Origin of the sequence: Curtobacterium sp. B8 (genome assembly GCF_000333315.1) — a bacterium.
Lineage (GTDB): Bacteria > Actinomycetota > Actinomycetes > Actinomycetales > Microbacteriaceae > Curtobacterium > Curtobacterium luteum.
The window spans coordinates 1-12,068 of the sequence record NZ_BACW01000185.1 but is presented as its reverse complement, the minus strand read 5'-3'; the positions used below and the strand labels follow the sequence as shown (position 1 = coordinate 12,068).

Sequence of the window (12,068 nt, the reverse complement as noted above, 5' to 3'; positions counted from 1 at the left end):
GTCCCGTCCCCGGGGGTGCGCTGGTGCACCCGCCGACGGCGGGTACGGTCGGACCATGACCGAGCCCGCGGACGACCTGGCCGACGCCCTCCGGGAGTCGGTCGGACGGCTCGTCCGGGCGACCCGCGGGCACGCCGACAGCCTCCCGCCGGCCCATTCCGCGACGTTGGGGCTGCTCGACCGTGAGGGCCCGCGCACGATCGCCGCGCTCGCCCGGCGACGCGGCGTGAAGCACCAGGGGCAGTCGCGCACGGTGGCCGAGCTCACGGCGCGCGGGATGGTCGAGCGCGAGACGTCGGGCGACGACCGGCGCGTCTCGGTGATCCGGATCACGACGGCCGGCGAGGCCGCGATCCGCGAGGACCGCCGGGCTCGTGCGGACTGGCTCGCCTCGGCGATCGACAGTGAGCTCGACGACGACGACCGGGCCCTGCTCGAACGGGTCCCGGCACTCCTCCACCGCCTCGCCGACCACGGATGATGTCTACAACAGTGTTGTAGACTTGCTCGCATGGAGCTCACGAAGTACAACCACGCCACGGTCGTCCTCGAGCAGGACGGCACCACGCTCGTCATCGACCCGGGCACCTTCACGCCCGAGTCCGCCGACCTGCTGCGCTCCGCGGTCGGCGTGCTGATCACGCACGAGCACTTCGACCACTTCGACGTCGAGGCCGTGCGCTCCGGCCTCGAGGCGAACCCGGCGCTCGTCGTGCGCGGGCCGCAGGCCGTCGTCGACCAGCTCGGGACGCACGACGGACGCGTCACGGCGGTGCAGGCCGGGGACGCGTTCGAGGTCGGGCCGTTCCCGGTGCGCGTCTTCGGCGAGGAGCACGCCGTCATCCACCCGGACATCCCCACGATCGCGAACGTCGGCTACCTCGTCGCCGACCGTGTCTTCCACCCCGGCGACGCCTACCTGGTGCCCGGCGTCCCGGTGCCCCTCCTGCTCCTGCCCACCAGCGGTCCGTGGACCCACACGGCCGAGGCGGTCGACTACGTCCGCGCGGTCGCGCCGGAGCGGGCGGTCCAGATCCACGAGGCGATGCTGAGCGACCTCGGCCAGCAGTCGGCCGCCCGGTTCCTCGGGTCGGACGGTCTCGGTCCGGTGCCCGTGACGATCCTGCCCGCGGGCGAGTCGATCACCGTCTGACCGCACGAGGCGGCCTGGGAAGGGGCACGCCCGACGCGGAGGACCATCGAGTGATGGCCGACGCACCCAGGACCGCAGTCCTCTTCGACATCGACGGCACGCTCGTCGACTCCAACTACGCCCACATCGACGCCTGGTCACGGGCCTTCGCGGCGGCGGGCGAGTCGGTCGACGCCTGGCGGATCCACCGCTCGATCGGGATGGACTCGGCGAAGCTCCTCGGAGCGCTGCTCCCCGACGCCTCGGAGGGTACCCGGACGACCGCGCAGCAGTACCACTCGGCCTACTACTCGGAGCACCAGCCGCGGCTCCGGCTCCTCCCCGGCGCCCGGGAGCTCCTCGCCGCGGTCGCCGACGCCGGGCACGCCGTGGTCCTGGCCACGAGTGCGCCCGAGCCCGAACTCGTCCGACTCCGCGAGCTCCTCGACGCCGAGCAGTGGCTCACGGCGGTGACGAGTTCGGAGGACGTCGAGCAGGCCAAGCCGGACCCGGGCATCATCCAGGTCGCGCTCGACCGGGCCGGGGCCGACGCGGGCGCGGCGGTCATGGTCGGCGACGCGGTGTGGGACGTCGAGTCGTCCGGCCGGGTCGGTGTGACGAGCATCGGCGTGATGACCGGTGGCGTCGGCGGTGACGAGCTCCGTGAGGCCGGCGCTGCGGCGGTGCACGACGACGCGGCCGCGGTCCTCGCGGCGTTCCGGGCGGGGGAGGGGCCGATCGCGGCGTTGCGCTGACCGTCCGGGCGTCCGGGCGTCTGGGCCTGCGCGTCCGGGTGTCCGGGCCTGCGCGTCCGGGCGTCGGGGTGTCCGGGCCTGCGCGTCCGGGCGTGCCGCTGCCTCGGCGTGCCAGGATCGTTCTTCGTGATCACGATCGAACGCGTCGCCTGGGACGACCCCCGCGGAGTGGCCCTCCGCGCCACGATGGACGAGGAGATGCACGAGCGCTACGGCTCGGCGAACGCGATGGAGGACCCCGCCGTCACCGCCGAGCGCGACCGCGTGCTCACCGTCGACCCGGCGGACGTCATCACCTCGGTGCTCGCGATCGACGACGACGGCACCCCGCTCGGGCACATCGCCGTGCGGCGCCTCGGGGACGAGGTCGAGCTGAAGCGCCTGATCGTGCTGTCGGCTGCCCGGGGGAAGGGTGCGGCGACGGCGTTGCTGGCCGAGGGGGAGGAGGTCGCGCGCGAGCAGGGGGCTGCGCGGGTGATCCTGCAGACCGGCGACAAGCAGCCCGAGGCCGTTGCGCTGTACCGGAAGACCGGCTGGGAGCAGATCCCGGTGTACGCGCCCTACGCGGAGACCATGCCGTGGTCGTTCTGCTTCGCGAAGGCGCTGCCGTCGTCTTCTTGATTGCACTCTCAGACCGATAGTGCAATTCTGGTGCGGTGAGCACCACCGAACGCACCCGCGCGCTGCGCCGACGCATGATCGTCGAGGCGCGCCGGGCGACGATCGAGCACGGGCTGCACGGCTTCACCATCGAGCAGCTGTGCGAGCGGGTCGGGGTGTCCCGTCGGACGTTCTTCAACCACTTCGCGTCGAAGGACGATGCCGTGCTCGGGATCGAGCAGGGCGCGTCGGAGGAGATGTTCCGTGCCTTCGCCGCCCGGACGCTCGTGCCCGAGGAGACCGACCCGCTTGGATCGGTCGTCGCGCTCGCGATCGAGCAGATGCACGTCGTCGGACTCGACCGTGCGGACGAAGCCCTCGTCCGTCGGGTGTTCGACCGCGAGCCCGCGATGGTCCCGAAGTTCCTCGACGTCGTCGACGTGCAGCTCGCCGCCGTCGCCCGCGCCGTGCGCGAGCGCTTCGGCTGGCACGACCCCGCCGACCGCCGCGCACAGCTCGTGGCGGAGACCGCGGGGGCGCTGCTCAAGGTCACCGCCGGCACCTACTTCGACGACGCCTACGACGAGGCGACCGACCCGCCGTTCGAGGCGTTGCTCACCGACAACCTCCGCCAGCTCAGGGCGGCCCTCACCACCACCGGACAGGACCCCACCGCATGACCGCCACCGCGCAGGGCGCCCGACGCGCCCGCCCCGGCTCCGACGGGCCGCTGCTGCTCACCCAGCGGCGCATCTGGATCATCTTCTCGGCGCTCATCGCCGGGATGCTGCTGTCCAGCCTCGACCAGACCATCGTCTCGACCGCGATGCCCACCATCGTCGGCGAGCTCGGCGGCGTCGCGCACCAGGCGTGGCTGACCACCGGGTACCTGCTCGCCTCGACCATCGTCATGCCCGTCTACGGCAAGTTCGGCGACGTCCTCGGGCGACGGAACCTGTTCCTCGTCGCGATCGCGCTGTTCACCATCGCGTCCGCCGGGTGCGCGTTCGCCGGTGACTTCACGCAGCTCGTGGTGTTCCGTGCCGTGCAGGGACTCGGTGGTGGCGGCCTGATGATCCTGTCGCAGGCGATCATCGCGGACATCGTGCCCGCCTCGCAGCGCGGCAAGTACCTCGGCCCGCTCGGCGCGATCTTCGGGCTCTCCGCGATCGGCGGACCGCTGCTCGGCGGCTTCTTCGTCGACCACCTCACCTGGAACTGGGCGTTCTACATCAACATCCCGGTCGGCATCGCGGCGTTCTTCGTGGCCTGGTTCGCACTCACGCTCCCGACCAAGAAGGCGACGAAGCGGATCGACGTCCTCGGCGTGCTGCTGATGTCGGCAGCCACGACGTGCCTCGTCTTCTTCTCGGAGTTCGGCGGGAGCAAGGACCACGGCTGGGACGCCCTCGAGACCTGGGCGTGGTTCGCCGGCCTCGTCGTCGCGGCCGCGCTGCTGGTGCTCGTCGAGTCGCGCGCGCAGGACCCGGTGCTCCCGCTCGCGTTCTTCCGCAACCGCACGTTCCTCCTCGCGACGGGCATCGGGCTCGTCCTCGGCATCGGCATGTTCGCGGCGATCGGCTTCGTCCCGACGTTCCTCCAGATGGCCTCGGGCACCTCGGCGGCGGTCTCCGGGCTGCTGATGCTGCCGATGATGGTCGGGCTCATCGGGACCTCGATCGTCTCCGGCATCCTGATCACGAAGACGGGCCGCTACCGGATGTTCCCGATCGTGGGGACCGTCCTCGTCGCGATGGCGATGCTCGCGATGACCCAGCTCGCGGCGGACACCCCGATCTGGCTGATCTGCGCGTACCTGTTCGTGTTCGGCGCCGGCCTGGGGTTGATCATGCAGGTGGTCGTGCTCGTCGCGCAGAACGCCGTGCCCGCGGACCAGGTCGGGACCGCGACCTCGACCAACAACTACTTCCGCGAGGTCGGGGCCTCCCTCGGCACGGCCGTCTTCGGCGCGCTGTTCACCGCGCGGCTCACCACGGCCCTGACGGACGTGTTCCGGGGTGCCGGGGGATCGGCGACGGACGCGGCGTCGTCGGCGGGGAGCATCGACCCGGCGACCGTGGCGAAGCTGCCGGCGGCCGTGCAGGACGGCATCGTGAACGCCTACGCCGACTCGCTCGCGCCGGTGTTCTGGTACCTCCTGCCGTTCATCGGCGTCGCGTTCCTGCTCGCACTGTTCCTGCCGCAGATCACCCTGTCCGACACGGCCGGCATGGTCGCCCGCGGCGAGGCCGTCGGCGGTGCGGAGGCCGAGCAGCTCGAGCGAGCGCAGCGCGGCGGCGCCGCCGCCGCGCCCGCGGCCGCGGCCGCCGACGGCGCGGGTCGAGACTCGGCCTGAGCGACAGGACTCGCGCGATCGGGTGCGAGCCTTGTCGCTGTGCGCGAGTCTCGGACGCGCCAACCACCGCACGGGAGGCGCGGGACCGGCCGGTACCGTGCCTCCCGTCCGTCTCGTGGACCGGTCCCGAGTCTCGCGGTGGGCGACGGTTCTCGCGCGGATCGGCGCGAGCCTTGTCGCTCTGCGCGAGTCTCGGACCCGCCGGCCATCGGACGGGAGGCGCGGGACCGGCCGGTACCGTTCCTCCCGTCCGTCTCGTGGACCGGTCCCGAGTCTCGCGGTGGGCGACGGTTCTCGCGCGGATCGGCGCGAGCCTTGTCGCTCTGCGCGAGTCTCGGACCCGCCGGCCACCGGACGGGAGGCGCGGGACCGGCCGGTACCGTTCCTCCCGTCCGTCTCGTGGACCGGTCCCGAGACTCGTGGTGGGCGACGGTTCTCGTGCGGATCGGCGCGAGTCCTGTCGCCCAGCGCGAGTCTCGCGCCCACGCGGCCCGCGGCGCGCGGCTCAGCCGGCGGTGCTCGCCCGCACGACGAGCCACGTCGGCAGGGACGGCGCCTCCGGGGCACCGCCGTCGAACGTCGCGAGCAGCCGGAGCGCCGCCGCCCGACCGAGGTCCGCGCCCGGGAGGGCCACGCTCGTCAGTGCGGGCGCCGTGACCGACGACGACGGCAGGTCGTCGAAGCCGGCGACCGCCAGTCGCCCGGGCACGGCCACCCCTCGAGCCGCCGCAGCACGGAGCACCCCGTACGCCAGGGTGTCCGCCGCGGCGACGACCGCCGTCACCCCGTCGTCGAGCCAGTCGTCGAGCAGGTCGTCCGCGGCCGACGCGCCGGCGTCCACGGCGAGGTCCGCCGAACCGACGATCGGGGACACCGACAGTCCGGCGGCCACGGCGGCGTCCTCCAGGAGCCGGCGGCGGAGGGCGAACGTCGCCGCGCGCGAGGTGCCGTCGAGGTACCCGATGCGGCGGTGCCCGAGGTCGGCCAGGTGCGTGACGAGTTCCTGGACGCCGGTCGCGAGGTCGTAGTTCACGGCGTCGGTCCCGCCCGGGGCGTCGAGCTGGACCACGGGGACGCCGGCGGAGAGGTCCTCGCCCGCGGCCGGAGCGTCCACGAGGATGCCCGCGGGGCGCAGCCGCTCGAAGCGCCGTACGTCCGCCGTGACCGGCTGCCGCCCGCGCTCGGTCACGGACAGCACGAGCTGGAAGCGGTCGGTCAGGGTGTCCCGGACGCCGCGGATGACCTCCGCGAAGAACGGGTTCGACAGGTCGGGGGCGATGAGGACGACGAGGTCCCCGCTACCCCGCGCCAGGGAGCTCGCCGCGTGGTCGACGACGTACCCGAGCTCGTCGACGGCCGCGCGCACCCGCTCGGCGATCGGCGCGGACACCCGGCCGCGGTCCTTGCCGTTGACCACGAGGGAGACGGTGGCGATGCTCGTCCCGGCGCGCTCGGCGACCATCGCGGCGGTCACGCGGGCGGGGGAGGGCACCAGGCGATCGTAGCGAGTGCGCGAGCCGACAAGCGCTCACGAGTTGACGTCAAGCGCTTGACGTGTTCTGATGTCAAACGCTTGACGCGCCGCGGGAGCTGATTCCTCCGCCGCGGACCCCACCGCGTCAGGCCCTGACGTCCCATCCCCGAAGAAGTGGAGACCCGCGGTGCCCCGCAAGATCATCCTCGACTGCGACCCCGGCCACGACGACGCCGTCGCCATGCTGCTCGCCCACGGGAACCCCGACATCGAGCTGCTCGCCGTGACCACCGTCGTCGGCAACCAGACCCTCCCGAAGGTCACCCGGAACGCCCTCGCCGTCGCCCGGATCGCCGGGATCACCGGTGTGCCGTTCGCCGCCGGCTCGTCACGACCGCTGCTGCGCGAGATCGAGGTCGCCGGCGACATCCACGGGGAGAGCGGCCTGGACGGGCCGGAGCTGCCCGAGCCGGCGTTCGACCTCGACCCGCGGCACGCGGTCGACCTCATCATCGACACGGTCATGGCGCACGAGCCCGGGACCGTCACCCTCGTCCCGACGGGTGGTCTGACGAACATCGCCCTCGCGGCCCGGAAGGAGCCCCGGATCGTCGAGCGTGTCCGGGAGGTCGTCCTCATGGGCGGCGGCGTGCACGTCGGCAACTGGAGCCCGGTGGCCGAGTTCAACATCGTCATCGACCCCGAAGCGGCCGACATCGTCTTCCGCGCCGGGTGGGACGTCGTGATGGTCGGGCTCGACCTGACGCACCAGGCACTGGCCACCCCCGAGGTCGCCGACCGCATCGCAGCCGTCGGCACCGGTCCGGCCGCCTTCGTCGGCGAGCTCCTCGACTTCTTCGGCCAGACCTACAAGGACGCGCAGGGGTTCGACGCACCGCCCGTGCACGACCCGTGCGCCGTGGCGTACGTCATCGACCCGACCATCGTGCGCGCCGTGCGGGTGCCGATCTCGATCGAGACACAGGGCGTCCACACCCTCGGCATGACCGTCGCGGACTTCCGCGCACCCGCGCCCGCCGACTGCCGGACGAGCGCGGCGCTCGAACTCGACCACGGCCGGTTCTGGGACCTCGTCGTCGACGCCCTCGAGCGCATCGGCGAGACACCGGACACCGGATGGACACCCCGCGGAGGCGCCAGCGCGCCGCGCGCGGACGCACCCCACGCCGTCGCCGCCGCCCTCACCGACCCCGACACCGCCGTCACCCCGGAGCACTGACCCACCATGACCACCACCTCGACGACGACGTCGACCCCGAAGCGGTCCGTCACGGCCCTCACCGCCGCCCTGCTCGCGGCGTGCATCGCGTTCCAGCTCAACGCGAGCATGCTCAGCCCGGCACTCGTCACGATGGCGCGCGACCTGCGCACGGACGACGCCACGATCGGGCTCTCGCAGACCCTGTTCTTCACCCTCGCGGCGCTCTTCTCGCTGTTCCTGCCGCGGCTGTCCGACATCGTCGGCCGGAAGCGGGTCCTCCTCGGCATGCTCCTCGTGATGCTCGTCGGCAGCGTCGTCGCGGCGCTCGCCGTGAACGTCCCGATGCTGTTCGTCGGTCGGATGATCCAGGGCGTCACCGGCCCCGTCGTGCCGATCGGCCTGCTCGTGCTCCGCAACGAGATCGCCGACCCGAAGCGCTACGGCGCGGCACTCGGCCTGCTCACCGCGGTCAACGGCGGCATCGCGGGCGTCGACGCCCTCGCCGGCGGCTGGATCGCCACGCACTTCGGCTTCCGGGGCATCTTCTGGGTGATCGCGGCCGTGACCGTCGTCGCCGCCCTCATGGTGGCCGCCTGGGGCGTCGAGTCGAAGCCGTCCGCCGGCACCCGGATGGACTGGTGGGGTGTCCTGCCGCTCGTCGTCAGCGTCGGCGCACTGCTCACCGCGTTCAACGAGGCGGGCAAGCTCGCAGCCGCCGACTGGGGGCTCGTGGTGGGTGGCATCGTCCTCGCCCTCGTCGCCTTCGGCGTCTTCTGGTCGGTCGAGTCGTGGGTGCGCGAGCCCCTCGTCGAGACGCGGTTCCTCAAGCGCCGCGGGACCTGGGCGCTCCTCGTGACGACACTGCTCACGATGACGGGTGTGTTCGCGGTCGTGAACGGACTGGTCACGAGCCTCGCGCAGAACCCGGACGCCGGCTTCGGGATGGAGGCCGACCTCGCCTCACTCGCGTTCCTCACGCCGTACGCGCTGGTCGGCTGGGTCGTCGGACCCTTCGCCGGTCGGCTCGCGCCGACGCTCGGCTACCGGGCGGTCCTCCGCGTCGGCCTCGTCGGGAGCATCGTCGCGACGCTCGTGATGGCGTTCGTCGGCGTGCACTCGCTCCCCGTGCTCGTCGCCGCCACGGTCCTCATCGGCATCACGTACGCGGGCATCGCGAACATCATCCTGAACGGCCTCGGCATCGTCCTCTCGCCGGAGTCGAACCCCGGGTTCCTCCCCGGCCTCAACGCGGGGGCGTTCAACCTCGGCGCGGGCATCAGCTTCGCGGTGCTCCCGGCGCTCCAGACCGCGCTCGGGACCGGCGGGTCCGCGGGCACCGCCGGGTACTCCGGTGGCATGCTGCTCGGTGCCGTGATCACCTGCGCGGCACTCGCCACGTCCTTCCTCATCCCGCGCCCGGCCTCGGCCGAGACAGGAGCAGCCGCATGACCGGCATCGTCGTCGTCGGCAGCCTCAACGCGGACCTCGTGGTCCGCACGGAGCGCTTCCCGAAGCCCGGTGAGACCCTCCAGGGGTCAGACCTCGCGATCCTCCCCGGTGGCAAGTCCGCCAACCAGGCCGTGGCAGCCGGGAGGCTCGGGGGCACGGTGCGCATGATCGGTGCGGTCGGCGACGACGGGAACGGTGCGCTGCTGCGCGACTCCGTCGCGGCCGCCGGTGTCGACACGACGCACGTCGCCGTCCGCGAGGGGGTCGCCACCGGCACGGCGGTCATCACGGTCGACGGCGCCGGCGAGAACACCATCGTGATCTCCGCCGGGGCGAACGGCACGCTGACGCCGGCCGACGTCCCCGCCGACGCCTTCGCCGACGCCGGGGTGCTCGGGCTCTGCCTCGAGGTGTCGCTCGACGTGGTCCTCGCCGCAGCCCGGGCCGCGCACGAGGCCGGGGTGACGGTCCTCACGAACCTCTCACCGTTCGGTGCCGTCCCGCAGGAACTGCTCGACCTGACCGACGTCCTCCTCGTGAACGAGCACGAGGCCGCGGAACTCGGTGACCACGGCGTCCGCCGCTCGATCGTCACCCGCGGCGGGGCCGGTTGCACGGTGCACGACGGCGCCGCAGAGCCCGTCCCCGTCGATGCCGTCCGGGTCAAGCCCGTCGACACGACCGGCTGCGGTGACGCGTTCATGGGTGCCGTCGCGCTGCGGCTCGCCGCCGGGGACACGCTGCTCGACGCCGCCCGGTTCGCGGTCGGGGTCGGGGCGTACGCCGCGACGAAGCCGGGCGCGCAGGCGTCCTACCCGACCACTGCCGAACTGGAGGCGTTCCTGCGGGCGTGAGACGCGCCTCCAGTCCGCACTAGCGTGGTGCCATGCGCGTGGGAGTCCTCGACATCGGGTCCAACACCGGCCACCTGCTCGTGGTGGACGCCCACGGCGGTGCCGCGCCGCTCCCGGCGTCCTCGTTCAAGCAGCCGCTGCGCCTGGCCGAGCACCTCGACGGATCGGGTGCTGTGACCCGAGCGGGGATCGACGCGCTCACGGCGTTCGTCGCCGACGCCGTCCGCATCGCCGAGGACCGCGGCTGCGAGGACATGCTGGCGTTCGCCACCTCGGCCGTCCGCGACGCCGTGAACTCGGACGCCGTCCTCGCCCACGTCGAGGCCGAGACGGGCGTCGAGCTCGCCGTGCTCTCCGGTGGCGACGAGGCGCGGCTGACCTTCCTCGCCGTCCGCCGCTGGTTCGGCTGGTCCGCCGGTCGACTCGCGGTGTTCGACATCGGTGGTGGTTCGCTCGAGATCGCCGGGGGAGCGGACGAGGCCCCCGACGTCGCGTGGTCGATGCCGATCGGCGCCGCACGGCTCGCCCGCTCCTTCTTCGCCGCCGGCACACCGACCGAGGACGACGTCCGGCGGCTGCGGCACGAGATCCGGGTGTCGATCGCACGGGACGCTGGGCTCCTGCTCCGCTCCGGACGGCCCGACCGTGCCGTCGCGACCTCGAAGACGTTCCGGTCGATCGCGCGGATCTGCGGCGCCGCGCCCTCAGCCGAAGGGCCGCTCGTCCCGCGGTCACTCGACGGCGCCGAGCTCCGGCGGCAGCTGCCCGGCCTGCTCCGGATGACGGTCGACGAGCTCGCGACGCTGCCCGGTGTCTCGCCGAGCCGGGCGCACCAGGTCGTCCCCGGAGCGCTCGTGGCCGAGGCGTGCCTCGACATCTTCGACCTGCCCGCGCTCGAGGTCTGCCCGTGGGCGCTGCGCGAGGGCGTGATCCTCGAGCGGCTCGACCAGCTGTCCGTGCTGGGCTGAGGTCGGGGTCAGGCCCTCCGGGGTGGGGCGAGCAGCCAGGGGCGGATGAGCCCCGTGACGAACGGCAGCACCCAGAACGTCATGATCGGCGTGAGCACGAGCGTCGTCACGAGGACCCGGGGCAGCACCGGGAGGTGTCCGAACGCCGGCACGAGCCAGCCGACCAGGTACGTGAAGACGAGGTTCACCGGGAAGAAGCCGAGCCAGATGCTCACCGCCTGCTTCCACCGCGGCGGCGCGCTCGACGTCGGGGCGTCCTGCGGAGCGTCGAACCACCCCTCGATGCCGGTGCGCTTCTCGACGCGGGACTCGACGACGAGGTCGCGGCCGAGGTCCAGCCACCGCAGCCGGTCGTCGGAGTTCTCCCACGTGGCGAGCTGCTCGTGGTCGGCGAACCGGTAGAGCATGTGCCACTCGTGGCTCGTCGCGTGCGAGCGGACCCAGCCCGAGCCGAGGAAGCCGGGGTAGCGGTTCGCGAGGTTCACGCCCGACTGCACCCAGCGGGTGGCGTCCGGGATGCGGTCGGGTTCGACGAGGCGGGTGATGGACACGGTGACGGGCGGGCCTGCACTCACGGATGACGAGGACAGGCTCCCAGGCTCTTGTGGAGTCATGCCTCCAGTGTCCCCGATGCGTGTTTCCGCTGCGTGACGGAGCGCCCGGCCGTGCTCCTCGTGGCGACCAGTACGGTCGCGGCATGAGCGAGTTGCAGCGGGGCCGGAACGAGACCCCGACCGAACGGTGGGACCGCAACTGGAGCGACATCCAGCAGGAGCTCCGGATCGTGCAGACCGGCACGCAGATCCTCGCCGGGTTCCTGCTCACGCTGCCGTTCCAGCAGCGGTTCTCCTCGCTCAGTAGCCGGCAGGAGACGATCTACCTCACGCTCGTCGTGCTCGCCGTCGTCGTCACCGTCGTGGCGCTCGCCGTGGTCGCCACCCACCGGCTGGTGTTCAAGCAGCGGCAGAAGCACGACCTCGTCCGAGCAGGCAACGTCCTGCTGCTCGTCACGCTGTTCGCCGCCGCACTCCTGTTCGCGGGGACCGTCTGGTTCGTCTTCGACGTGGTGCTCGGCGGCCGCGGCGGGATCATCGCCGGCGTGGCCGTGTTCGTGGGCACCGGGACGCTGTGGACGGCCCTGCCCACCGTGCTCCGCCGGACCGCGAAGGACACGGAGGACTAGGAGGACACGGAGGACCAGCCGGGTCCGAGGACCAGCAGCAACCGAGGACTAGCTCGCGCGCTTCTTCGCGGCGGG

General features: G+C 72.6%; 13 protein-coding genes. 11 read left to right on the top strand and 2 right to left on the bottom strand.

Annotated features, from left to right (window positions below; all coding sequences use genetic code 11):
• The first annotated feature begins 55 nt into the window (after window positions 1–55).
• From I59_RS04500 to I59_RS04475, 6 genes are all read left to right on the top strand, one after another.
• On the top strand, window positions 56–481 hold the full coding sequence (locus I59_RS04500) for a MarR family winged helix-turn-helix transcriptional regulator (RefSeq protein WP_022902845.1): 426 nt from the start codon (window positions 56–58) through the stop codon (window positions 479–481).
• Window positions 482–511: 30 nt separating this feature from the next.
• A complete protein-coding gene (locus I59_RS04495; protein WP_022902844.1) occupies window positions 512–1,153 on the top strand; it encodes an MBL fold metallo-hydrolase in 642 nt (213 codons plus the stop codon).
• Between the two features lie 53 nt (window positions 1,154–1,206).
• The gene (locus I59_RS04490; RefSeq protein ID WP_022902843.1) at window positions 1,207–1,887 is read left to right on the top strand and encodes an HAD family hydrolase; all 681 of its coding nucleotides are present in this window, start codon (window positions 1,207–1,209) and stop codon (window positions 1,885–1,887) included.
• Window positions 1,888–2,013: 126 nt separating this feature from the next.
• Window positions 2,014–2,508, top strand: coding sequence for a GNAT family N-acetyltransferase (locus I59_RS04485; protein ID WP_022902842.1), 495 nt, complete (start codon window positions 2,014–2,016; stop codon window positions 2,506–2,508).
• A gap of 35 nt (window positions 2,509–2,543) precedes the next feature.
• The gene (locus I59_RS20615; protein ID WP_022902841.1) at window positions 2,544–3,167 is read left to right on the top strand and encodes a TetR/AcrR family transcriptional regulator; all 624 of its coding nucleotides are present in this window, start codon (window positions 2,544–2,546) and stop codon (window positions 3,165–3,167) included.
• Entirely contained in the window at window positions 3,164–4,843 is a 1,680-nt protein-coding gene (locus I59_RS04475) for an MDR family MFS transporter (RefSeq protein WP_022902840.1), read from the top strand. The genes I59_RS20615 and I59_RS04475 overlap by 4 nt, the downstream gene beginning before the upstream one ends.
• A 505-nt stretch (window positions 4,844–5,348) precedes the next feature.
• Here the strand turns inward: I59_RS04475 and I59_RS04470 are convergent.
• Complete coding sequence (locus I59_RS04470) at window positions 5,349–6,335, bottom strand: LacI family DNA-binding transcriptional regulator (RefSeq protein WP_261976513.1); 987 nt, start codon at window positions 6,333–6,335, stop codon at window positions 5,349–5,351.
• 169 nt (window positions 6,336–6,504) lie between these two features.
• Between I59_RS04470 and I59_RS04465 the strand changes: the two genes are divergently transcribed.
• Genes I59_RS04465 through I59_RS04450 form a run of 4 tightly spaced genes read left to right on the top strand, consistent with a single transcriptional unit; the run spans window position 6,505 to window position 10,810 of the window.
• Complete coding sequence (locus I59_RS04465) at window positions 6,505–7,557, top strand: nucleoside hydrolase (RefSeq protein WP_022902838.1); 1,053 nt, start codon at window positions 6,505–6,507, stop codon at window positions 7,555–7,557.
• Window positions 7,558–7,563: 6 nt separating this feature from the next.
• Window positions 7,564–8,988 (top strand): MFS transporter, encoded by a 1,425-nt coding sequence (locus I59_RS04460; protein WP_022902837.1) that lies wholly within the window; start codon window positions 7,564–7,566, stop codon window positions 8,986–8,988.
• Window positions 8,985–9,842: a ribokinase gene (locus I59_RS04455; protein ID WP_022902836.1), complete on the top strand. Its 858-nt coding sequence runs from the start codon at window positions 8,985–8,987 to the stop codon at window positions 9,840–9,842. Before I59_RS04460 ends, I59_RS04455 begins: the two co-directional genes overlap by 4 nt.
• Before the next feature lie 32 nt (window positions 9,843–9,874).
• The gene (locus I59_RS04450; protein WP_022902835.1) at window positions 9,875–10,810 is read left to right on the top strand and encodes a Ppx/GppA phosphatase family protein; all 936 of its coding nucleotides are present in this window, start codon (window positions 9,875–9,877) and stop codon (window positions 10,808–10,810) included.
• A gap of 8 nt (window positions 10,811–10,818) precedes the next feature.
• Here the strand turns inward: I59_RS04450 and I59_RS04445 are convergent, their stop codons facing one another.
• The gene (locus I59_RS04445; protein WP_042726460.1) at window positions 10,819–11,424 is read right to left on the bottom strand and encodes an antibiotic biosynthesis monooxygenase; all 606 of its coding nucleotides are present in this window, start codon (window positions 11,422–11,424) and stop codon (window positions 10,819–10,821) included.
• A gap of 83 nt (window positions 11,425–11,507) precedes the next feature.
• Between I59_RS04445 and I59_RS04440 the strand changes: the two genes are divergently transcribed.
• Window positions 11,508–11,993, top strand: coding sequence for a DUF6328 family protein (locus I59_RS04440; RefSeq protein ID WP_022902833.1), 486 nt, complete (start codon window positions 11,508–11,510; stop codon window positions 11,991–11,993).
• Window positions 11,994–12,068: the final 75 nt, after the last annotated feature.